Source organism: Pseudomonas sp. R3-52-08, assembly GCF_003851745.1.
Lineage (GTDB): Bacteria > Pseudomonadota > Gammaproteobacteria > Pseudomonadales > Pseudomonadaceae > Aquipseudomonas.
The window spans coordinates 5395625-5418948 of sequence record NZ_CP027730.1 but is presented as its reverse complement, the minus strand read 5'-3'; the positions used below and the strand labels follow the sequence as shown (position 1 = coordinate 5418948).

Genomic DNA, 23324 nt, shown 5'->3' with positions numbered 1-23324 from the left:
CATCACCGAATAAAGTTTAAACTAACGAGAATTATTCGCGATTGTGTCAGAGGCGTGGGATGGGCGCAATTGGCGTCTGTCGGGAGATCGTTCCCACGCTCTGCGTGGGAATGCCGCCCTGGACGCTCCGCGTCCCCTAGAACGACGGAGTGGGAATGCCGCCCTGGACGCTCCGCGTCCCCTAGAACGACGGCGTGGGAATGCCGCCCCGGACGCTCCGCGTCCCCTAGAACGACGGAGCTTGTTTACGCCGCTTCCACTGGGACAAACGCTCTTGCAGCGCCTGGGGCGTGTCGATGTGTTGCTGGCGCGCACGGCTGAACAGAATCAGCATCAGCTCCGCCGTCGCCAATGCGTCGGCGCTGGCGTGATGGCGCTCGCCCACCTGCAATTTGAAATGGCCGATCCAGTCATCCAGCCCCGCCTCACGGATGTTCGCTTCAGGGCATAACAGCGGGGCGATATCGGCCACATCGAGAAACGGGTGGGTCAGGCGATAACTCAGGCTGTCCATCAGCGCCCGGCCCAGCATGTGTTGATCGAACGGCGCATGGAAGGCCAGCAGCGGGCTGTCGCCAACGAACGCCATGAAGTCCAGCAGCGCGTCCACCGGGTCGCTGCCGGCCGCGATGGCGCTGGGGCCGAGGCCGTGGATCAACACGCTGGGGCTGAGTTTGGTGGCGGTGCGTTGCAGGGTGCGTTCGAACATCTGCGAGAAATCCACCGCACCGTCCTCGATCACCACGGCGCCGATGGACAGCACCTGGTCACGGTTGAGGTTCAGGCCGCTGGTTTCCAGGTCGACCACCACCCAGCGCTGGCTGCGCAATGTGCCATGGCCCAGCGCCGAGGGCCCGCGCAACTCGGCCAGGCGCTGCTGCTGCGCCGCGTCGAGCCTGGGTTTTTTCGCGCGCAGCCAACTGAACAGGCTCACAGTTGATAGCGCAAGGTCAGGCTGCTTTGCAGGCGCTGGGCCTGACGCAGGGATTCGCGCAGGATGCGCCGGTCCAGATGGTTGAGGCTGTCCGGATCGACGCGGTTGGAATACGGCTGGTTTTCCCGCGTCTGCACCTGGTGCTGTTGCATGCGGGTTTGTTGGATGAAGTGATAGGCCTCTTCATACGCGGCGCCGTCCAGTGGCTCGATCACGCCTTTGGCGACCAACTGGCGCAGCCGCTCCAGGGTGTTGTTGGCATGCACGCCGTGGGCCAGGGCCAGCAGGCGCGCACCGTCCACAAACGGCGTGAGGCCCTGCACCTTGAGATCAAGGGTGGCCTTTTCACCGTTTTTGCGCGTCAGCACGAACTCGCGAAAGCGCCCCACGGGTGGGCGTTGGCGTAAGGCATTCTCGGCCAGCATGCGCTGGAACAGTCGGTTGTCCGCCACCTGATCCAGAATGCCCTGGCGCAGTTGCTCGCAGCCCTGCTCGTCGCCCCACACTACCCGCAAGTCGAAATAGATGCTCGACCCCAGCAGATTCTCCGGCGTCGCCTCGCGGATGAAAGCACCAAACCGCCGCGCCCACTCGGCCCGCGACAGGCACAGCTCCGGGTTGCCGGCCATGATATTGCCCTTGCACAGGCTGAAGCCGCACAGCGCCAGGCTCTGGTTGATCTGTTGCGCCAGGGGCAGCAGGCGCTCGCGAATGTCGGCGGCCTCCACGGCGTCTTTGGCCTCGAACAAGATGCCGTTGTCCTGGTCGGTGTACAGCGTCTGTTCGCGGCGGCCTTCGCTGCCAAAGCACAACCAACTGAAGGGCACGCCGGGGTCACCTCTTTCCGCCAGGGTCAGCTCGATGACGCGGCACACGGTGTGATCGTTCAGCAAGGTAATGATGTGAGTAATCTGGGTCGACGAAGCGCCGTGGGCCAGCATGCGCTCGACCAGTTGGCCGATTTCGCCGCGGATCGCCACCAGCTGTTCCACCCGGGACGCGTTGCGGATGGTCCGCGCCAGGTGCACCAGGTCGACGCGCTGCAGGGAAAACAGATCGCGCTCCGATACCACGCCACACAGGCGCCGGTCCTGCACCAGGCATACATGGGCGATATGCCGCTCGGTCATGGCGATCGCCGCGTCGAACGCGCTGTGGTCCGGGGACAAGAAAAACGGCGCCTGGGTCATATGGCCGGCGATACCTTGACTGAAATCACCGGTGCCGTCGGCCACTACCTGGCGCAGGTCACGCAAGGTAAAGATGCCCAGCGGCGCCTTGTGCTCATCGACAATCACAATGCTGCCGACCTGCTGCTCGTGCATCAGCCTCACCGCTTCGCGCAGCGCGGTGTCCGGGCTGCAGGTGACGGGATGGCGCATGGCCAGTTCCCCCAGGCGCGTGTTCAGGGAATATTGGGTGCCGAGGGTTTCCACGGCTTTTTGCTGCACCTGCTGGTTGACCTGATCAAGCAGGCTGCTGACACCGCGCAAGGCGAAATCCCGAAACGGGCTGGACAGGGCGAACAGCTTGATGAACGCCATCTTGTTCAGTTGCAGGCAGAAGGTGTCTTCGCAGGCTTTGTGCTCGGTGCGGGTGGCGCGTTCGCCGAGCAAAGCGGCGAGGGGGAAGCACTCGCCGGTGGTGATTTCGAACGTGGTATCTGCCGAGTCCGGGCGCTCGCCGACCACGCGGCCCTGCTTGACGATATAAAAATGCTCGACCGGCCCGCCCGACGGTTTGAGGATGCTGTCGCCGGGGCCATAGAAGCGCAGTTGGCACTGTTCCACCAGAAACGCCAGGTGCGCCTGTTCCATCTGATTGAATGGAGGGAAGCGTTGCAGGAATTGCAAAGTGCCATGGATGTTCTGCAACACGGCGGTTTTACCCGCCTGCGTGAAAGCATCAGCTTTACTCATAACAGTGACCGCAGTTTTTTTGTCGTTATCGTGCTGCATGGTCGACTGCCGCACGGCGGGTGCCCATTGGACGTAAGTCTAGGTTGGTGAAACCCACGCAAAACTAAGGAAAAACCTTACATGACTATCGTCCAAAACCCGTAGAACACCCACTAGGCAAACTTTCCGACGAAGTGCACATTGTTCGCCCTCCCGCAGATGTCTGACGAGTGTGCTGCGAGATTGATGAGAATTGCTGAGAACTGTATGTCCGACCACGATATTTTGAGTGATGCCGAGCGCGAGGCGCTTAGCGCCGTGATGCTGGAGCCCGATTTACCGCCCCAACGTGTATTGATCGTGGACGACGACAAGGATGCGCGTGAATTGCTGGCGGAAATCCTCGGGCTGAACGGCATTCGCTGCATGACGGCTGACAATGGTGAGGCGGCGTGGGATTTGTTGAAATCCACCAGCTCCATCGGTTTACTGATCACCGACCTGCGCATGGCGCCGAGCAACGGTTTGGAACTGATCCGAAAAGTGCGCGAGTCGACTCGTGCGGAGTTGCCGATCATCATCATGTCGGGGGACGCCGAAGCGCGGGATGTGATCGATGCCATGGAGTTGGGAGTGGTGGCTTTTTTGCTCAAGCCGATTGATAGCGCGGAGTTGGCGAAGTTGGTGAAGCAGGAGTTGGGGATGGTTTCCTGAGTTTTGTGATGAAGGTGATGGCCCCATCGGGAGCAAGCCCCCTCCCACCTTCTGAAAGTATTCACAATTCAAAATGTGGGAGGGGGCTTGCTCCCGATGAGGCCAGTTCAATCACCCCAACACCCGAAAAAAAGCCCCGATCTTCCGATCAGGGCTTTTTCATTTACAGGCCGTTTTTAGCCTTGAACTCCCGACGCCTGCGGTGCAGCACCGGCTCGGTATACCCGTTCGGTTGCTTGGTCCCTTCAATCACCAACTCCACCGCTGCCTGGAACGCGATGTTGCTGTCGAAATCCGGCGCCAGCGGGCGGTACAACGCATCCCCGGCATTCTGACGGTCCACCACCGGCGCCATGCGCTTGAGGCTTTCCATCACTTGGGCTTCGTCGACGATGCCGTGGCGCAACCAGTTGGCGATGTGCTGGCTGGAGATACGCAGGGTGGCGCGGTCTTCCATCAGGCCGACATCGTTGATGTCCGGCACTTTCGAACAGCCGACGCCCTGGTCGATCCAACGGACGACATAGCCAAGGATGCCCTGGGCATTGTTATCCAGTTCGTTGCGGATTTCTTCGTCAGACCAATCGGTGTTGCTGGCCAGGGGAATAGTCAGGATATCGTCCACGGATGCGCGCTCGCGCTTGGCCAGTTCGGCCTGGCGCGCGAACACGTCAACCTTGTGATAGTGCAGCGCATGCAGCGCAGCCGCGGTGGGCGAGGGCACCCAGGCGGTGTTGGCGCCAGCCAGTGGGTGCGCGATTTTCTGTTCGAGCATCGCGGCCATCAGATCGGGCATCGCCCACATGCCTTTGCCGATTTGCGCACGCCCTTGCAGGCCGGTGCTCAAGCCGATATCGACGTTCCAGTTCTCATAGGCGCCGATCCATTTTTCCGCTTTCATGGCGGCCTTGCGCACCATCGCGCCGGCTTCCATGGAGGTGTGAATTTCATCGCCGGTGCGGTCGAGGAAGCCGGTGTTGATAAACACCACGCGCTCGCTGGCCGCCTTGATGCAGGCCTTGAGGTTGACGGTGGTACGCCGCTCCTCGTCCATGATCCCGACTTTGAGGGTATTGCGCGGCAGGTTCAGCACGTCTTCGATACGGCCGAACAACTCATTGGTGAACGCCGCTTCTTCGGGGCCGTGCATCTTCGGTTTGACGATGTACACCGAACCGGTGCGGCTGTTCTTGCGCGTACTGTTGCCGTTGAGGCTGTGGATCGCCGCCAGGCTGGTGAGCAGGCCGTCGAGGATGCCTTCGGGCACTTCGTTGCCGTCTTTATCGAGGATCGCGTCGATGGTCATCAAGTGCCCAACGTTGCGCACGAACAGCAGCGAACGGCCATGCAGGGTCACGTCGCTGCCATCCACGCCGGTGTAGACGCGGTCAGGGTTCATGGTGCGGGTGAAGGTCTTGCCGCCCTTGGCCACTTCTTCGGCCAGGTCGCCCTTCATCAGGCCGAGCCAGTTGCGGTAGATCACCACTTTGTCGTCGGCGTCCACAGCGGCGACGGAATCTTCGCAGTCCATGATGGTGGTGAGTGCGGCTTCCATCAGCACGTCTTTGACGCCGGCCGCGTCGGTCTGGCCGACCGGGGTGTTGGCGTCGATCTGGATCTCGAAGTGCAGGCCGTTGTGCTTGAGCAGAATCGCAATCGGCTCGGCCGCGGGGCCCTGGAAACCGATCAACTGCGCGTCGTCACGCAGGCCGCTGTTGCTGCCGCCCTTGAGGCTGACGATCAGCTTGCCGTCGACGATCTTGTAGCCGGTGGAATCAAAGTGGCTGCCCGCACTGAGCGGCGCGGCTTCGTCGAGGAACGCACGGGCGAAGGCAATGACCTTGTCGCCGCGCACTTTGTTATAGCCCTTGCCCTTTTCCGCGCCGTTGGCTTCGCTGATGGCGTCGGTGCCATACAGCGCGTCATACAGCGAACCCCAGCGCGCATTCGAGGCGTTGAGGGCGAAGCGGGCGTTCATCACCGGCACCACCAGCTGAGGGCCGGCCATGCGCGCGATTTCATCGTCGACGTTTTGGGTCGAGGCCTGGAAGTCTGCGGCTTCTGGCAGCAGATATCCGATGTCTTTCAGGAAGGCTTTGTAGGCCACCGGGTCGTGGGGTTGGCCGGCATGGGTCTGGTGCCAGGTATCGATCCGCGCCTGGAAATCGTCGCGTTTGGCGAGTAGGGCTTTGTTCTTCGGGGCCAGGTCGTGGATGACCTTGTCGGCGCCGGCCCAGAACTGGTCGGCAGTGATGCCGGTACCGGGAATGGCTTCGTTGTTCACGAAGTCGAACAGGACTTTGGCGACCTGCAGGCCACCGACTTGAACGTGTTCAGTCATTGCTTGCCTCACTCTGCGGAGCTTATGCGCTTTTTCAGATTTTCATTATGTAGTGCACGGTTGGGCATACTACATGATGACTTGCGGTTGTGAAAATTAGACTAAATACGTCGTTTAGCGACCCACTTTGGTCGTACGGTCACAGCGGAGAATCGGATGTTCTCAAAAAACTATTGGATTGTTCCAGATAAATATAAAGATGGTACACGATTTGTTTTCGAGGGCTCCCGGGTCCACCTTGTAGATTGAATTCCAGAGGGCTTCGCCATGGACCATCTTGTACTCACAATTATCGCCGCCGACAAACCCGGCCTGGTTGAGCGCATCGCGCAAAACATTGCCGCCCACGGTGGCAACTGGCTGGAAAGCCGCATGGCCCATATGGCCGGGCAGTTTGCCGGGATTCTGCGTGTCAGCGTTCCCGCAGAGAGTCGTCAGGCATTGGTGGGGGCGCTGGAGGATTTATCCACACACGGCATTCGCGTGCTGGTGGGTGAGGGCAGTTCCGGGCAGGCGTCGGCTTCAAAACCGATTGTGATGACCCTGGTGGGCAATGACCGCTCGGGCATCGTGCGTGAGATCACTGCGCTGTTGAGTCAACAGGGCGTCAACCTGGAGCGCTTGAGCACCGACGTGCGCCCGGCGCCGATGAGCGGCGATCCGCTGTTCAACGCCGAGGCCTTGCTGCAGGTGCCGTCGACGTTATCCCTGGATACGTTGCAGGCCTCCCTGGAAACCCTGGCGGATGATCTGATGGTGGAACTGCGCGCCGACGAATAATCATGCACAAGGTTATGCATGGAAATCTTGCATGGGCCTGTGGATAACCTGTAGAGACCCGTCGCCAGGCCACGCCGACCGGGCCTCTTTGCCGCCTGAGCAAAAAACGAACAGTTTCAACGGCTTGTGCACAAATGGCGGGGATCAGGTTGTGGATAACCTTGGGGTGAATCGCTGCAAGCCACGAAGGCCGTGGCTTGCGAGGGTTTGTACGTTATTTGATCAGCGTTTGCGCATGGTCAGCCAAGCATCCAGGCTGTAGATAACCAGGCCGGCCCAGATGAAGGCGAAGGCGATCAACGTACTGGGCGCCAGATGTTCGCCGAACAGCAGCACGGCTTCCAGCAGCACCAGCGTGGGCGCGACGTACTGTAGAAAGCCCAGGGCGGTGTAGGGCAAATGCCGTGCGGCGGCGTTGAAACACACCAGCGGGACCAGCGTGACTGGCCCGGCCGCCACCAGCCACCAGGCCTCGGAGGTGCTCCAGAAAGCCAGTTGTGCACTGTGCGCCGTCGGGTTGAACAGCAACCACGCGATGGCAATCGGTACCAGCATCCAGGTTTCCACCACCAGCCCCGGCAGCGCTTTGACCGGCGCCTGCTTGCGGATCAGGCCATAGAAGCCAAACGTCAGCGCCAACACCAATGACACCCACGGCAAGCTGCCGACCTGCCACACCTGTTGCGCCACACCGACCGCCGCCAAACCCACGGCCACCCATTGTAGACGACGCAGGCGTTCGCCGAGCAGGAGCATGCCGAGCAGCACATTCACCAGCGGGTTGATGTAGTAACCCAGGCTCGCTTCAAGCATGCGCCCCGTGTTCACCGACCACACGTAGGTCAGCCAGTTGGCGGCGATCAGCGAGCCACTGAGGGCGAGGATCGCCAGACGCCTGGGGTTGTCACGCAGCTCGCGAAACCAGCCTGGGTGTTTCCACACCATCAACAGCAAACCGCCGAACAGCGCCGACCACAGCACGCGATGCACGATGATCTCGGCGGCGGGCACACTGGCAATGGCTTTGAAATAGAGCGGGAACAGACCCCAGATGACATAGGCACTCAGGCCCAGGATGTACCCCTTGCGAGGGTTGGCGGCGTGCATTGCAGAATCCTTGCTTAGGCAGCTAACAAAGCGCGATTGTAATTGGGTTTTTCGATCGTTCCCACGCTCCGCGTGGGAATGCATCGGGTGACGCTCTGCGTCACACAAAAAGCGGACGCAGAGCGTCCAAATCGGCATTCCCACGCGGAGCGTGGGAACGATCAGCGGTCAGAAGAGTTTGAGGGGTTCTTCATTGAGCGCCGACAACTGCTCACGCAACGCCAGCACCTGGTCGCCCCAATAGCGCTCGCTGCCAAACCACGGGAAGCTGTGGGGAAATGCCGGGTCTTCCCAGCGTCGCGCCAGCCAGGCGCTGTAGTGCATCAGGCGCAGGGCGCGCAAGGGTTCGATCAGGGCCAGTTCCCGTGGGTCGAAGTCGTGGAACTCCTGGTAACCGTCCATCAATTCCGACAGTTGGCCCAGGCATTCCTGGCGGTCACCCGCGAGCATCATCCACAGGTCCTGCACCGCCGGGCCCATGCGGCAGTCATCCAGGTCGACGATGTGGAACATCTCGTCGCGGCACATCATGTTGCCGGGGTGGCAGTCACCGTGCATGCGGATGTTCTTGTGCGGGGTGGCCTTGTAGACCTCTTCCACACGCTTGAGCAGGTCGCGGGCCACGGACTCGTAGGCCGGCAACAGGCTCTTGGGAATGAAGTTGCCTTCGAGCAACGTGGTCAGGGAATCATGACCGAAGTTCTTCACGCCGAGCGCTTCGCGGTGTTCGAACGGGCGGGTGGAACCCACGGCATGCAAACGCCCGAGCAATTGCCCGAGGCGATAGAGCTGATCGAGGTTACCCGGCTCCGGCGCCCGGCCGCCACGGCGTGGAAACAGAGTGAAGCGGAAACCCTGGTGCTCGAACAGGCTTTCGCCGTTGTGGATCAGTGGGGCGACCACCGGTACTTCGCAGTCAGCCAGCTCGAAGGTGAAACGGTGTTCTTCCAGGATCGCTTCGTTGGTCCAGCGTTGGGGCCTGTAGAACTTGGCGATCAGCGGTTCGGAGTCTTCGATGCCCACCTGATACACGCGGTTTTCGTAGCTGTTGAGCGCCAATACACGGGCGTCGCTGAGAAAGCCGATGCTTTCGACGGCGTCGAGCACCAGGTCGGGAGTGAGTGTTTCAAACGGGTGGGCCATGCGAACTCCTGCGCGCAGCAGGGCGCCGCGTCCGGCCGGGTATGGTAACGCACCGGGCTTGAGATAGGTGGGGGCTGTGCTATCGCTATCGGGGGCAAGCCCCCTCCCACACGGAATGTATCCGCAGGTCAAAATTTGGGAGGGGGCTTGCCCCGATAGCGTTTTGTCAGGCGCCGACAACTCCACCATTATCACGCCGAATCGCCACCACCGACGAGCGCGGCTTGCCATTCGGCAGGTGCTCCGGCCAGGTCGACCCCCCGGTTTCACCCGGATGCTGAATGCCCACGAACAGGGTTTTCTGATCCGGCGAAAAGCTGATACCGGTCACTTCACACGCCACCGGCCCGACCATGAACCGGCGGATTTCTCCAGTAGCAGGGTCTGCGCAGAGCATCTGGTTATTGCCCATGCCGGCGAAGTCGCCTGCGTTGCTGTAGTCGCCGTCGGTGAGGATCCACAGGCGGCCGGCCTTGTCGAAACCCAGGCCGTCCGGGCTGTTGAACATATTTTGCGGGTTGATGTTGGACGAGCCGCCCTTCGGCGAGCCCGCGTGTACGCCGGGGTTGCCGGCGACCACGAACAGGTCCCAGGTAAAGTGCGTGGCACCGTGGTTATCGGCGTCGGCTTTCCAACGCAGGATCTGGCCATACACATTCTTTTCACGCGGGTTGGGCCCGCCCACCGGCTGGCCGTCTTCGCCGCGCTTGGCGTTGTTGGTGAGTGTGCAATAGACCTGGCCGTCGGTGGGGCTGACCACGATCCATTCCGGGCGGTCCATGCGCGTGGCTTTCACCACGCTGGCGGCCAAGCGGGCATGGATCAGCACTTCGGCCTGGTTGGCAAAGCCGCTGCTGGCATCGATGCCGTTTTTGCCGTGGGTGAGTTCGACCCATTGGCCTTTGCCCTTGGGATGATCGGCGTCGCCATCGCCCGCGTCGAAGATCGCCACGTACAAAGTGCCGTGATCGAGCAGATCCTTGTTGGCTTTCGGGTTGTTGTGGTCGATCCGATCGCGGCTGACAAACTTGTAGATGAACTCGCCGCGCTCGTCATCGCCCATGTACACCACGGCGCGGCCATCGCGGGTTTCTGCCAGGGCAGCGTTTTCGTGCTTGAAGCGGCCCAGGGCGGTGCGCTTGACCGGTGTGGAGTGCGGGTCGAACGGGTCGATTTCCACTACCCAGCCATGGCGGTTGAGTTCGTTGGGGTTCTTGGCCATGTCGAAGCGCGGGTCGTGGGTGTGCCAGTGGATGTCTTTGCTGGCGGCGACCACGCCATAGCGTTTTTGCCCGGCGTCGAAGCTTTGCTGTGGGTCGCTGCTGCCGAAGCAGTCGGTGAAGTTCTCTTCGCAGGTCAAGTAAGTGCCCCACGGCGTCTTGCCGTTGGCGCAGTTCTGGAAGGTGCCGAGGGCTTTCTTGCCGGTCTTGTCGGCGCGGGTTTTCAACCAGTCGTGGCCGGCGGCGGGCCCGCTCAGGCGGATCGGCGTGTTGCCGTGGATGCGCCGGTTGTAGCGTGAATCCTGGACGAACTGCCAGGTATCGCCCTTGCGCTGTATTTCGATCACCGAAACGCCTTCGCTGGCCAACGCCTTGCGCACGTCTTCGGCCGATTGCGGCGCGCCGCCATGGGCGTAGAGGTAGCGGTAGTTGGTGTATTCGTTGTTGATCGCCATCAGTGCGCGGCGGTCGTCACCGGGGAAGGGAAACAGGCTCATGCCGTCATTGTTGTCGCCGAACTGTTGTTCCTGGGCCTCGGCGGTGCCGTTGCCGCTGGGGTCGAAGGCTGGCGCACGCTTGCTCAAGGGCTGGCCCCAACTGATCAGCACCGAGGCGCTGTAGCCGGGCGGCAGGGTGATGCCGTCGCTGGTAGCCGCGCCGATGCTGGCAAACCCCAGCAACGGGCTGGCAGAAGCGGCGTTCACGGCCAGTGCGCTGCGGCTGAGCAGGTTGCCGCCCAGGAACATCGCAGCGCCGCACAGGGCGCCGGCGCCGATGAAGCGGCGACGTGTGAGGCCGACCATCTGTTCAAGGTCGGTGGCTTGGTTTTCTTCTAATAAGTTCATGTCAGGCTCCCTACGGTTTTTGCAGACACCTTAAGGAGCGCGCGTGACGAAATTGTTGCAGTTTGATGGTGCGTGCCGGCTACACCGGGGTGCCGAGCAATACATTGCCGGGGGCGAACTGCACTTGGATCGGCTGGCCTTGCGCTGCATTGAGCGCGGTAAGTGCGGCGGGCTGCGCCAGGGCACACAGCACCTGACCGTTGGGCAGGCCGATGCGCACTTCGCTGGGGCCGTCTTCGGCGTCCAGAATCGTCTCGATCATACCGCTCAGGCAATTGTGTCCAGGTGTTGCGGCTTGCCCGATGGCCAACAATTCCAACCATCCGGCCTTGATCAGGGCAACCACTTCCACGCCAGCCTCAAGCTCCAGCCGTTGCGTGCTGTCGTGGGTGATCTGTGCGTCCAGCTGCAGGCCGCCAGCCAATTCCAGGCGGACTCGGTCATTACGGCCCTGGCGCTCGATGGCGCTGACCTGACCGTGCAGTTGATTGCGCGCACTGGTGCGCAGCATCAGGCGCCCCAGCAGGTTGAAGTCGCGGGCCGCTTCGTCCGTGGCGAGCACTTCAGCTTGCAGCACTTGCAGGCGCTGATAGAGGCGCAGCACGCGCTCACCTTCGGCGGTCAGCCTGGCGCCGCCACCGCCTTTACCGCCGACGCTGCGCTCCACCAGGGGCTTTTGCGCCAGGTTGTTCAATTCATCGATGGCGTCCCAGGCGGCTTTGTAGCTCAACCCGGCACTTTTGGCGGCGCGGGTGATGGAACCCTGCTCGGCGATATGCCCCAGCAGGGCAATGCGCTGGGGGCGGCGGATGATGTGCTGGCTGAGCGGGGAGGTCAGGGGCATGTGGACACGCTTGGCTGGAATGAGCGGACGTTGCCGCCCAGCGGCACGGGAGTCAAGTCACGCGCCGGGTTTTGGCGTGCGGGCCAGGCAATACACATCGACCTGGCGCGCACCGGCCTGCATCAATAACCGCGCCAGGCTATGGGCGGTGGCGCCGGTGGTCAGTACATCGTCGACCAGCGCCAGGTGACGTCCCTGCACCCAGGCGCCGGGTGCCAGGGCGAAGGCATCGCGCAGGTTGCGCTTGCGCGTCTTGGCGTCGAGGTATTGTTGCGCAACGGTTTCATGGGGACGTAACAGCAGGTGTTCATCGTAGGGGATGTTCAGGTCGCTGCTGAGCCAGCGCGCCAGCATTGCGGCCTGGTTATAACCCCGCTGGCGCAGACGTTTGGGTGGCATCGGCACCGGCAGCAGGCAATCGGGGCGGCTGAGTTCGGTATTCTCGAACCGGTGGTGCAGGAATCGCCCGAGCAGGCGTCCCAGCAAGTGCCCCAAGGGCCAGCGTGCCTGATGCTTGAACCGGCTGATCAGGCTGTCCACCGGAAAACTGTAGGTCCAGGGCGCGATCACCTGTTTATACGCGGGTGGGTGTTTCTGGCATTGGCCGCAAATCAACCCGTCCATCGGCAAGGGCAGGGCGCACACGTCGCACTGCTCCATCAACCATGGCAGCTCGGTTTCGCAGGCATTGCACACACAATCGACGCTATCAGCCCGTTCATCGCAGATTAAACAGGTTTGTACGCTTTTTAACCAGATGTAAACCTGGTGTTTGTGGGTTGGTTGACAGTGCATGAATCTTCCTTAAATATGCCGAGCATCCGTGTCGTACCTGTGGGTATTGCCCTGCCCGCAGCGTTAGCCTAAGCATAATCAAGGAATCACCCATGAGCGCCAGCACCTCTGCCACCCTGCGTCACGATTGGTCTTTGGCCGAAGTCAAAGCACTGTTCGTGCAGCCGTTCAATGACCTGTTGTTCCAGGCGCAGACCGTGCACCGCGCGCATTTCGACGCCAACCGCGTGCAGGTATCCACCCTGCTGTCGATCAAAACTGGCGCGTGCCCGGAAGATTGCAAATATTGTCCACAGTCGGGTCACTACAACACCGGCCTGGAAAAAGAAAAACTGATGGAAGTGCAAAAGGTCCTCGAAGAGGCCGCGCGCGCCAAGGCCATCGGTTCGACGCGTTTCTGCATGGGCGCCGCATGGAAGCATCCTTCGGCCAAAGACATGCCCTACGTGCTGGAGATGGTCAAAGGCGTGAAGGCCATGGGCCTGGAAACCTGCATGACCCTCGGCCGTCTCGATCAGGACCAGACCGCCGCGCTGGCCCAGGCTGGCCTTGATTACTACAACCACAACCTGGATACCTCGCCGGAATTCTACGGGTCGATCATCACCACGCGCACCTACGGCGAGCGTCTGCAAACCCTGGCCTACGTGCGTGAGTCGGGGATGAAGATCTGCTCGGGCGGCATCCTTGGGATGGGCGAGTCCCTGGATGACCGTGCCAACCTGCTGATCCAACTGGCCAACCTGCCGGAGCATCCGGAGTCGGTGCCGATCAACATGCTGGTCAAGGTGGCCGGCACGCCGCTGGAAAATGCCGACGACATCGACCCGTTCGACTTCATCCGCATGCTGGCGGTGGCGCGCATCCTGATGCCGCAATCCCATGTGCGCCTGTCGGCTGGGCGTGAGGCGATGAACGAGCAGATGCAGGCGCTGGCATTCTTTGCTGGCGCCAACTCGATTTTCTACGGCGACAAGCTGCTGACCACCGCCAACCCGCAGGCGGACAAGGACATGCAATTGTTCTCGCGCCTCGGGATCCTGCCGGAAGCCCGCGAGGAGCACGCCGATGAAGTGCATCAGGCGGCCATTGAGCAGGCGTTGGTGGAGCAGAAGAGCAGCGAACAGTTCTACAACGCCGCTGTTTGACTGAAACCAAATCCCAATGTGGGAGGGAGCAAGCCCCCTCCCACAGTTTTGACCGAGTTGACCCTGCATGTCTTTCGATCTCGCCGCGCGCCTCGCTGCCCGCCGTGCCGAACACCTTTACCGTCAACGCCCCTTGCTGCAGAGCCCTCAGGGCCCGGAAGTGGTGGTGGACGGCAAACCGCTGCTCGCCTTCTGCAATAACGACTACCTGGGCCTGGCCAACCATCCGCAGGTGATCGAGGCCTGGCGCGCCGGTGCGTCCCGCTGGGGTGTGGGCGGTGGTGCGTCGCACTTGGTGGTGGGCCACTCCACGCCGCACCATGCGCTGGAAGAAGCACTGGCCGACCTGACCGGGCGCCCGCGTGCGCTGCTGTTTACCACCGGCTACATGGCCAACCTCGGCGCGGTCACGGCGTTGGTGGGGCAGGGCGATACTGTGCTGGAAGACCGTCTCAACCATGCGTCGTTGCTGGATGCCGGCTTGTTGTCGGGGGCCCGTTTCAACCGCTACCTGCATAACGATGCCGCCAGCCTGGCCAAGCGCCTGGAGAAAGCCTGCGGTAACACGCTGGTGGTGACCGATGGCGTATTCAGCATGGATGGCGACCTGGCCGATCTGCCGGCGCTGGCCCGTGAAGCCAAGGCCAAAGGTGCCTGGTTGATGGTGGATGACGCCCACGGCTTTGGCCCGCTGGGGGCCAATGGCGCGGGCATCGTCGAACATTTCGGCCTGAGTCAGGAGGACGTGCCGGTGCTGGTCGGCACCCTGGGCAAAGCGTTCGGCACCGCCGGGGCCTTTGTGGCGGGCAGTGAAGAGCTGATCGAAAGCCTGATCCAATTCGCCCGCCCGTACATCTACACCACCAGCCAGCCGCCGGCTTTGGCCTGCGCCACCCTGAAAAGCCTCGAGCTGCTGCGCAGCGAGCATTGGCGCCGCGAGCACCTCAACGCGTTGATTCGCCAGTTTCGCCAGGGCGCCGAACAGCTCGGCCTGGCTCTGATGGACAGTTTTACCCCGATCCAGCCGATCCTGATTGGCGACAGCGCGCGCGCCCTGCGCCTGTCGCAGATGCTGCGCGAGCGCGGGTTGATGGTGACCGCGATCCGCCCGCCCACTGTGCCCGCCGGCAGCGCTCGTTTGCGCGTGACATTGACGGCGGCCCACAGCGCGGCGCAGGTGCAGCTATTGTTAAACGCGTTGGAAGCATGTTTCCGATTGTTGAACGCCACGGAGCCCGAGCATGCGTGACCGACTGGTATTGCTGCCCGGCTGGGGCCTGGGGGTGTCGCCGCTGGAGCCGCTGGCTGCGGCGTTGCAGGGCTTGAATGAACACCTGCAGGTGCAGGTCGAGCCCTTGCCGGCACTGGACGGCAGCGAACTGGCCGAATGGCTCGACGAACTGGATGCCACGCTGCCGGACAATGTCTGGCTCGGCGGCTGGTCCCTCGGCGGCATGCTCGCCTCAGAGCTGGCGGCGCGACGCGGCGAGCGTTGCTGCGGTTTGCTCACCCTGGCGAGCAATCCGTGTTTTGTCGCCCACGCTGATTGGCCCCATGCCATGCCCGCTGAAACATTCGACGCGTTCCTCGCCGGCTGCCACGCGGATTCCCAGGTCACCCTCAAGCGCTTTGGCCTGTTGTGCGCCAAAGGCGCCGCCGACCCACGCGGGCTGTCGCGGCTGCTGGTCAGTGGAGCACCGAACACGGCGCCCAGCGTGTTGATGCCCGGCCTGGAGTTGCTCGCCCAACTGGACACCCGCGCCGCCTTGCAGGCCTTTCGCGGGCCACAGCTGCATCTGTTTGCCGGCCTGGACGGGCTGGTGCCGGCCGAAGCCGCCAGTGATTTGCTGGCGCTGCTGCCCGATGTGGAAATCGGCCTGATTGAACAGGCCGGTCACGCTTTTCTTCTGGAAGACCCCCACGGTGTGGCGGGGGCCATCCAGGCTTTTTTGCATGAGTATGCTGATGACTGATCTATCCCATCCTCCTCTGCCGGGCGCCTTGCCGGACAAACGACAGGTGGCCGCTTCGTTCTCCCGGGCCGCCGCCAGTTACGACAGCGTGGCCGAGTTGCAGCGAGCGGTCGGGCACGCACTGCTCGCTCGGCTGCCGATGGGCCTTGCGCCCCAGCGCTGGCTCGACCTGGGCTGCGGCACGGGCTATTTCAGCCGTGCACTGGCTGAGCGCCTGCCGGCCGGCCAGGGCGCCGCGCTGGATATTGCCGAGGGCATGCTCAACCATGCGCGGCCTTTGGGCGGCGCGCAGCACTTCGTCGCGGGGGATGCGGAACGCCTGCCGCTGAAGGCGGACAGCTTCGAGCTGATCTTCTCCAGCCTGGCGGTGCAGTGGTGTGCGAACTTCGATGCGGTCCTCAGTGAAGCGTTTCGCGTGCTGCAACCGGGCGGCGTGCTGGCCTTCGCCAGCCTGTGCGTAGGCACGCTGGATGAGCTGCGCGAAAGCTGGCGCGCGGCGGATGGCCTGGTTCACGTCAACCGCTTCCGCACCTTCGAGGCGTATCAACAGCTGTGCGCCGCCAGTGGTTTTCGGGTGGCGAGCCTGGAGCGGCGGGCCCATGTACTGCATTACCCGGACGTACGCAGCCTGACCCACGAATTGAAAGCCTTGGGCGCGCATAACCTCAACCCAGGGCGCCCGGGAGGGTTGACCGGCCGTGCGCGAATCGCGGCATTGATCCAGGCTTACGAGCAGTTCCGTCAGGCCCAGGGCCTGCCCGCCACCTATCAGGTGGTGTACGCCGTACTGGAGAAACCGCTATGAGCGCCGCTTATTTCATCACCGGTACCGACACCGATGTGGGCAAGACCACCATCGCTGCCGGCCTGCTGCATGCCGCGCGGCAAGCCGGCAAAAGCACGGCGGCGGGAAAGCCCGTGGCCTCGGGCTGCCAGGTAACGCCCAAGGGGTTGCGCAATGCCGATGCCCTGGCGCTGCTCGCCGAATGTTCGTTGCCGTTGACGTATGCCGAGGTCAACCCGGTGGCGTTCGAACCGGCGATTGCACCGCATCTGGCCGCCCGTGAGGCAGGTGTCGCGCTCACGGTGCAATCGCTGCTCAAGCCGATGCAACGGATCCTGGCGCACCAAGCGGACTTCACGTTGATCGAAGGCGCGGGCGGTTGGCGTGTGCCCCTGGCCGACCAGGCCAATCTGTCGGACCTGGCCATTGCGCTCAAGCTGCCGGTGATTCTGGTGGTGGGGGTGCGGCTGGGGTGTATCAGCCACGCGTTGCTCACGGCCGAAGCGATCGCACGAGATGGTCTGTCGCTGGCCGGTTGGGTGGCCAATATCATCGATCCGAAGACCTCTCGTCTGGAAGAGAACCTCGCCACCTTGGCCGAGCGTTTGCCGGCGCCTTGCCTGGGGCGAGTGCCCAAACTCAAGCACGCCGGGGCAGCCGCGGTGGCCGCCTACCTGGAAATGGACCTGCTTGACTGATTTTGGCTATCGCTAAGGCAATATGCCATTAGTGTTTTTAGCGGGCCTTTTGCCAGGATGTCTGGTTCAATTGGTTATCACGATTCTCTAAAGGCAGGCTTGCGCCATGGAAATCTCTGGAAGCAGCGCGTTTTATTCGGGCCTGAGCACCATTCAGGCCGGGCAGAGCCGTGTCGACCAGGCCGCCGGCAACATTGCCAGCGCCGCGACCACCCAGCCATCGGCCGCGCAGAGCGACCGTCTGCAAGCCAACGATCGTGCCCAGGCATCCAATTCGGCGAGCAATATGGTCGAAATGGCCCAGGGCAAGTTTCAAGTGGAGCTGGGGGCAAAAGTTGCCAAGGCTTCGGACGAAATGCTCGGTACGTTGATCGATACTTACGCCTGACCCTTCTGCCTTATGCCATTCAAAATGTGGGAGGGGGCTTGCCCCCGATGGCGATGGGTCAGTCAAAAATATACTGACTGATACTCCGCTATCGGGGGCAAGCCCCCTCCCACATTTTTCCCTGCTTACTCCTGATAAATCCCTGTACTCATTTGTGAAGCGGCAACCCGCCACAGGCTTCGCCGTGCCTGCCATTGACCCGCATCAAGACAAACGGCATCGGGCCGACGCTTGACAACCCCAGGTCGTAAACGTATGTTTCAAACACCTGTTTGACCGCCATCACACATCCACGCGGTTGTTCATCCCAGATACATCAGCAGAGGTTTATCGCTATGCCTGACTACAAGGCCCCCTTGCGTGATATTCGCTTCGTGCGTGACGAACTGCTCGGCTATGAAGCGCACTATCAGAGCCTGCCGGCTTGCCAGGACGCTACGCCGGACATGGTCGACGCCATTCTGGAAGAAGGCGCCAAGTTCTGTGAGCAAGTGCTGGCACCGTTGAACCGCGTGGGTGACATCGAAGGGTGTACCTGGAGCGAGTCAGGCGTTAAAACCCCAGCAGGTTTCAAAGAAGCCTATAAACAGTTCGTCGAAGGCGGCTGGCCGAGCCTGGCTCACGATGTGGCGCACGGCGGCCAAGGTCTGCCGGAGTCCCTGGGCCTGGCGGTGAGTGAAATGGTCGGCGAAGCCAACTGGTCGTGGGGCATGTACCCAGGCCTGTCCCATGGCGCGATGAACACCATTTCCGAGCATGGCACGCCCGAGCAGCAAGACGCCTACCTGACCAAACTGGTCTCGGGCGAGTGGACCGGCACCATGTGCCTGACCGAGCCGCACTGCGGCACCGACCTGGGCATGCTGCGCACCAAGGCCGAACCCCAGGCTGACGGTTCCTACAAAGTCTCCGGCACCAAGATCTTCATCTCGGCCGGTGAACACGACATGGCCGACAACATCGTCCACATCGTATTGGCGCGCCTGCCGGATGCACCGGCTGGCACCAAAGGTATCTCGTTGTTCATCGTGCCCAAGTTCCTGCCCAACGCCGATGGTTCGGTGGGCGAGCGCAACGCGGTGACCTGTGGCTCCCTGGAGCACAAGATGGGTATCCACGGCAACGCCACCTGCGTGATGAACTTCGACGCGGCCACGGGTTACCTGATCGGCCCGGCGAACAAAGGCCTGAACTGTATGTTCACCTTTATGAATACCGCGCGTCTGGGGACTGCGCTGCAAGGCCTGGCCCACGCCGAAATCGGCTTTCAGGGCGGCCTCAAATATGCGCGTGATCGCTTGCAGATGCGCTCCCTGACCGGTCCGAAAGCGCCGGAAAAAGCCGCCGACCCGATCATCGTGCACCCCGACGTGCGCCGCATGCTGCTGACCATGAAAGCCTTCGCCGAAGGCAACCGTGCGATGGTGTACTTCACCGCCAAGCAAGTGGACATCGTCAAGTACGGCACCGATGACGAAGCCAAGAAACAGGCTGATGGCCTGCTGGCCTTCATGACCCCGATCGCCAAGGCGTTCATGACCGAAGTCGGTTTCGAGTCCGCCAACCACGGCGTGCAGATCTACGGCGGCCACGGGTTCATTGCTGAGTGGGGCATGGAGCAGAACGTTCGCGACAGCCGTATTTCGATGCTGTACGAAGGCACCACCGGCATTCAGGCGCTGGACCTGCTCGGTCGTAAAGTGCTGATGACCCAAGGCGAAGCGCTGAAGGGCTTCACCAAGATCGTCCACAAGTTCTGCCAGGCCAACGAAGGCAATGACGCGGTCAAAGAGTTCGTTACACCGCTGGCGGCGCTGAACAAAGAGTGGGGCGAGTTGACCATGAAGGTCGGCATGGCCGCGATGAAAGACCGTGAAGAAGTCGGTGCCGCCTCGGTGGACTACCTGATGTACTCCGGTTACGCGTGCCTGGCTTACTTCTGGGCCGACATGGCCCGCCTGGCCGCTGAAAAACTGGCTGCTGGCACCACCGAAGAGGCGTTCTACACCGCCAAGCTGCAGACCGCGCGCTTCTACTTCCAGCGCATCCTGCCGCGCACCCGCACCCACGTGGCAACCATGCTGTCGGGCGCCAGCAACTTGATGGACATGAAAGAAGAAGACTTCGGCCTGGCTTACTAAGCTGCACCGGGATCTTCCAAAACCGCCGCCCTAAGGGGCGGCGGTTTTTTTTCGCCAGTTGTAATGCCACGAGCCTGAGAGTGTTAATGCGATCCCCTGTGGGAGGGGGCTTGCTCCCGATAGCGGTGTATCAGTCAGCCCCTTTGTAGCTGACCCACCGCTATCGGGAGCAAGCCCCCTCCCACATTCGGTCACTGTCGGTCATAAAAATGCGCTCTGGCATTAAGGGATTACCAGCCGGTGCCGTTACAGTGATGGCAATGTGATACATGCCGGACGAGTTGTGGTTAACTGGTCGCGCAGAGGCACTATGCCATCATTTTTTGCGGGTCGGAGTTTTACCCTTGTCACGCGTGTCTGCTGTACGGTTCAGCCATTTCCTGCCCTCGTTACTGCTGTTGCTGGCCGGGCTCTCTGCTGCGTATCTCAAAGACCTCAACGTCTTCTTCACCTCGCTGTTCAACGTACTGCCAACCTTGGTGCTGTTACTCGGCGGTGCGTACTGCGCGGTGTACCGGCGCCAGCGTGAGCTGTTCCTGATGATCACGGTGTATGTCGCTTATTTCCTGCTCGACACCCAGACCGATTTCTACCGCGATAATGGCCGCGTGCGCGAAGACGCCGCCGTGGTGTTTCACCTGTGCTGCCTGCTGCTGCCCTTGTTGTTCAGCGTGTATGCGCTGTGGCAGGAAAAGACCCACCTGTTCCGCGACTTCGTCGCACGTTGCGCGGTGTTGCTGGCCGTCGGCAGCGTGGCGCTGGCGCTGGAGCAAAGTTATCCCCAGGGCGTGCTGGACTGGTTGGCTGAAATTCGCTGGCCGGTGCTGCATGGCGCCTGGATGAGCCTGATCCAGCTGTCATACCCGATGTTTCTGATCGGCTTTCTCACCCTGGCCGCCCAGTACTGGTATCAGCCGCGCCCGCTGCACGCCGCGCAACTGGTGGGGTTGCTGGGGATGTTCTGGATGCTGCCGCAAACCTTCATCCTGCCGTTTACCCTCAACATCATGTGCAGCCAGGTCATGCTGATGATCGCTGCCGGTGTGGCGCACGAGGCGTATCAAATGGCGTTTCGCGATGAGCTGACCGGCTTGCCGGGGCGCCGCGCCCTTAACGAGCGCATGCAGCGGCTGGGGCGCAACTACGTGCTGGCGATGGGCGACGTCGACCACTTCAAGCGTTTCAACGACACCCATGGCCATGACGTGGGTGACCAGGTGTTGCGCCTGGTGGCGAGCAAGCTGTCCAAGGTCAACGGTGGTGGGCGTGCTTATCGTTACGGCGGGGAAGAGTTTGCCGTGGTGTTCGCCGGTAAGAGCCTGGATGAATGCCTGCCCCACTTGGAGGAAATTCGCGAGATCATCGCCAACTATGCGATCAAATTGCGCAACCCGGACCGCCCCCCTGACGACCATCAAGGCCGCCAGCGTCGGGCCGGCAGCGGCGCCTCGAGTGTGTCGGTGACCGTCAGCATCGGCGTGGCCGAGCGTCAGGCCGAGCAGCGCAGCGCTGAAGAAGTGCTCAAGTGCGCCGACCAGGCGCTGTATGCCGCCAAGGGCGCTGGGCGCAATTGTGTGATTGCGGCCGGGCAGAACCGTCGCGGTGCGGTGCGTATGGAGCGTGCTGCCGGTTGAGTAATGGTGCTGTATTCAGCAGCGCTACAGTGATTGTCCGGGGCGTTGGCCGGCAGTAGGTTGAACTATCTGCCGCCGGAGACATTGCCATGCCTGAATACAAAGCTCCCCTGCGCGACATGCGCTTTCTGATCGACAACGTGTTCGACTTCCACGGCCATTACGCGGCCCTGGGCGCGACGGACGCCAGCCCCGACATGGTCAATGCAATTCTCGAAGAGGGCGCGAAGTTCTGCGAGAACGTACTCGCGCCGCTCAATCGCAGCGGCGATGAAGAGGGCTGTCATTTTGATCAGGGTGTGGTGACCACGCCCAAGGGCTTCAAGGAAGCCTTCGCCCAGTACGTGGACGGCGGCTGGCATGGCCTGGCGGCAGACCCGGCCTACGGCGGCCAAGGCTTGCCGCAGTCACTGGGGCTGGTGCTGAGCGAGATGATTGGCTCCAGCAACACCTCCTGGGGCATGTACCCAGGCCTGACCCACGGTGCAATGTCAGCGATCCACGCCCACGGCACCGACGAACAGAAAGCCACTTACCTGCACAAGCTCACCGCTGGCGAATGGACCGGCACCATGTGCCTGACCGAAGCCCACTGCGGCACCGACCTGGGCTTGATCAAGACCCGCGCCGTACCTGCGGCCGACGGCAGTTATGCGGTCACGGGCAGCAAGATCTTCATCTCGGCCGGCGAGCACGACATGAGTGCCAACATCATCCATCTGGTGCTGGCCAAACTGCCGGATGCACCGGCGGGCACCAAAGGCATCTCGTTGTTTATCGTGCCCAAGTTCCATGCCGACTCCGGTGAACGCAACGCGGTGCACTGCGGCGCCATCGAGCACAAGATGGGCATCAAGGCCTCGGCCACCTGCGTGCTGAACTTCGACGGCGCCAAGGGCTTCCTGATTGGTGAGGCGAACAAAGGCCTCAACTGCATGTTCACCATGATGAACCACGCGCGCCTGGGCACTGGGATGCAGGGCTTGTGCAATGGCGAGGCGAGCTTCCAGGGCGCGATCAAATACGCCAACGACCGCCTGCAAATGCGCTCGTTGACTGGCGCCAAGGCCCCGGAGAAAGCCGCCGACCCGATCATCGTGCATGCCGACGTACGCCGCATGCTGCTGACCATGAAAGCCTTCAACGAAGGTAATCGCGCGCTGACCTACTTCACCGCCCAGTTGCTCGACACGGCGCACCTGAGTGACGACGCCGGCCAGCGCCAAGAGGCCGAGGACCTGTTGGCCTTCCTCACGCCGATCTGCAAAGCCTTTATGACCGAAACCGGGCTGGAGGTGACCAACCACGGTATGCAGGTATTCGGCGGCCATGGCTACATTCGCGAGTGGGGCATGGAGCAATTGGTCCGGGATGCCCGGATTGCGCCGATCTATGAAGGCACCAACGGTATCCAGGCCCTCGACCTGCTGGGGCGCAAGGTGCTGGGCAGCCAGGGCAAGTTGCTGCGCGGCTTTACCAGAATTGTGCATAAGTTCTGCGTCGCCAATGCCGAGCACGCGCAACTCAAGGCCGCTGTAGAGCAGCTCAACCAGTTGAACCAGCAATGGGGTGAGCTGACCCTGAAGGTCGGCACGGCGGCGATGAAAAATCCCGACGAAGTGGGCGCGGCGGCCATGGATTACCTGATGTACAGCGGCTACATAATCCTTGCCTACCTGTGGTTGCGCATGGCGATCGCGGCGCAGGCACACCACGAGCCAGAGTTTGCCCAGGGCAAACTGGCGACCTGCGACTTTTACTTCAAGCGCCTGTTGCTACGCACCGCCATGCACCGGGCTGCGGTGGAGGCGGGCAGCGACTGCCTGATGAGCTTACCGGCGCGCGCGTTTTCCCTATAGGCCGAACGGGTCGTTGTGACTTATAAATACTTATTGGTCACGAACGGACCCTATGTGTCTGAAAAGTTGTTCGGGTAC

At 61.9% G+C, this 23324-nt stretch carries 19 protein-coding genes; 11 read left to right on the top strand and 8 right to left on the bottom strand.

The annotated features are described in order from the left end of the window. Nucleotides 1-226: 226 nt before the first annotated feature. Both C4J91_RS25040 and C4J91_RS25035 read right to left on the bottom strand, forming a co-directional pair. Nucleotides 227-934 carry a PolC-type DNA polymerase III gene (locus C4J91_RS25040; RefSeq protein ID WP_124364690.1) on the bottom strand — a complete coding sequence of 236 codons (708 nt, stop codon included), beginning with the start codon at nt 932-934 and terminating at the stop codon, nt 227-229. After that, nucleotides 931-2853 carry a putative nucleotidyltransferase substrate binding domain-containing protein gene (locus tag C4J91_RS25035; RefSeq protein WP_124364689.1) on the bottom strand — a complete coding sequence of 641 codons (1923 nt, stop codon included), beginning with the start codon at nt 2851-2853 and terminating at the stop codon, nt 931-933. The genes C4J91_RS25040 and C4J91_RS25035 overlap by 4 nt, the downstream gene beginning before the upstream one ends. Before the next feature lie 246 nt (nt 2854-3099). Here C4J91_RS25035 and C4J91_RS25030 point away from each other — a divergent pair, with 246 nt between their 5' ends. Continuing rightward, the gene (locus tag C4J91_RS25030) at nt 3100-3546 is read left to right on the top strand and encodes a response regulator (protein ID WP_124364688.1); all 447 of its coding nucleotides are present in this window, start codon (nt 3100-3102) and stop codon (nt 3544-3546) included. Nucleotides 3547-3709: 163 nt separating this feature from the next. On the opposite strand, the gene C4J91_RS25025 is transcribed toward C4J91_RS25030, so the two are convergent. Beyond that, on the bottom strand, nt 3710-5887 hold the full coding sequence (locus C4J91_RS25025; protein ID WP_124364687.1) for a malate synthase G: 2178 nt from the start codon (nt 5885-5887) through the stop codon (nt 3710-3712). A 267-nt stretch (nt 5888-6154) separates the two neighbouring features. Here C4J91_RS25025 and C4J91_RS25020 point away from each other — a divergent pair, with 267 nt between their 5' ends. Continuing rightward, a complete protein-coding gene (locus C4J91_RS25020) occupies nt 6155-6667 on the top strand; it encodes a glycine cleavage system protein R (protein WP_124364686.1) in 513 nt (170 codons plus the stop codon). A 222-nt stretch (nt 6668-6889) separates the two neighbouring features. Here the strand turns inward: C4J91_RS25020 and rarD are convergent, their stop codons facing one another. From rarD to C4J91_RS24990, 5 genes are all read right to left on the bottom strand, one after another. Continuing rightward, nucleotides 6890-7774, bottom strand: coding sequence for an EamA family transporter RarD (rarD, locus tag C4J91_RS25015; protein WP_124364685.1), 885 nt, complete (start codon nt 7772-7774; stop codon nt 6890-6892). Nucleotides 7775-7942: 168 nt separating this feature from the next. Further along, nucleotides 7943-8917, bottom strand: coding sequence for a serine/threonine protein kinase (locus C4J91_RS25005; RefSeq protein ID WP_124364684.1), 975 nt, complete (start codon nt 8915-8917; stop codon nt 7943-7945). A 166-nt stretch (nt 8918-9083) separates the two neighbouring features. Further along, on the bottom strand, nt 9084-10982 hold the full coding sequence (locus tag C4J91_RS25000) for a PhoX family phosphatase (protein WP_124364683.1): 1899 nt from the start codon (nt 10980-10982) through the stop codon (nt 9084-9086). Between the two features lie 79 nt (nt 10983-11061). Then, nucleotides 11062-11826, bottom strand: a complete 765-nt coding sequence (locus C4J91_RS24995; protein ID WP_124364682.1) for a TOBE domain-containing protein — start codon at nt 11824-11826, stop codon at nt 11062-11064. Nucleotides 11827-11883: 57 nt separating this feature from the next. Next, complete coding sequence (locus tag C4J91_RS24990) at nt 11884-12621, bottom strand: ComF family protein (protein ID WP_124364681.1); 738 nt, start codon at nt 12619-12621, stop codon at nt 11884-11886. A gap of 92 nt (nt 12622-12713) precedes the next feature. Between C4J91_RS24990 and bioB the strand changes: the two genes are divergently transcribed. From bioB to C4J91_RS24945, 9 genes are all read left to right on the top strand, one after another. Next, complete coding sequence (bioB, locus tag C4J91_RS24985; RefSeq protein WP_124364680.1) at nt 12714-13769, top strand: biotin synthase BioB; 1056 nt, start codon at nt 12714-12716, stop codon at nt 13767-13769. Nucleotides 13770-13836: 67 nt separating this feature from the next. After that, nucleotides 13837-15018 (top strand): 8-amino-7-oxononanoate synthase, encoded by a 1182-nt coding sequence (bioF, locus tag C4J91_RS24980; RefSeq protein ID WP_124364679.1) that lies wholly within the window; start codon nt 13837-13839, stop codon nt 15016-15018. Continuing rightward, nucleotides 15011-15742: an alpha/beta fold hydrolase gene (locus tag C4J91_RS24975; protein WP_124364678.1), complete on the top strand. Its 732-nt coding sequence runs from the start codon at nt 15011-15013 to the stop codon at nt 15740-15742. Before bioF ends, C4J91_RS24975 begins: the two co-directional genes overlap by 8 nt. Next, the gene (gene bioC / locus C4J91_RS24970; protein WP_124364677.1) at nt 15735-16547 is read left to right on the top strand and encodes a malonyl-ACP O-methyltransferase BioC; all 813 of its coding nucleotides are present in this window, start codon (nt 15735-15737) and stop codon (nt 16545-16547) included. The genes C4J91_RS24975 and bioC overlap by 8 nt, the downstream gene beginning before the upstream one ends. Continuing rightward, nucleotides 16544-17224 (top strand): dethiobiotin synthase, encoded by a 681-nt coding sequence (gene bioD, locus C4J91_RS24965; protein WP_124364676.1) that lies wholly within the window; start codon nt 16544-16546, stop codon nt 17222-17224. Before bioC ends, bioD begins: the two co-directional genes overlap by 4 nt. Before the next feature lie 106 nt (nt 17225-17330). Continuing rightward, a complete protein-coding gene (locus C4J91_RS24960; RefSeq protein WP_124364675.1) occupies nt 17331-17612 on the top strand; it encodes a pyrroloquinoline quinone biosynthesis protein PqqE in 282 nt (93 codons plus the stop codon). 335 nt (nt 17613-17947) lie between these two features. Beyond that, the gene (locus tag C4J91_RS24955; RefSeq protein WP_124364674.1) at nt 17948-19753 is read left to right on the top strand and encodes a phenylacyl-CoA dehydrogenase; all 1806 of its coding nucleotides are present in this window, start codon (nt 17948-17950) and stop codon (nt 19751-19753) included. A gap of 344 nt (nt 19754-20097) precedes the next feature. Further along, on the top strand, nt 20098-21387 hold the full coding sequence (locus C4J91_RS24950; RefSeq protein WP_124364673.1) for a diguanylate cyclase: 1290 nt from the start codon (nt 20098-20100) through the stop codon (nt 21385-21387). Between the two features lie 89 nt (nt 21388-21476). Beyond that, a complete protein-coding gene (locus C4J91_RS24945) occupies nt 21477-23246 on the top strand; it encodes an acyl-CoA dehydrogenase C-terminal domain-containing protein (protein ID WP_124364672.1) in 1770 nt (589 codons plus the stop codon). Nucleotides 23247-23324: the final 78 nt, after the last annotated feature.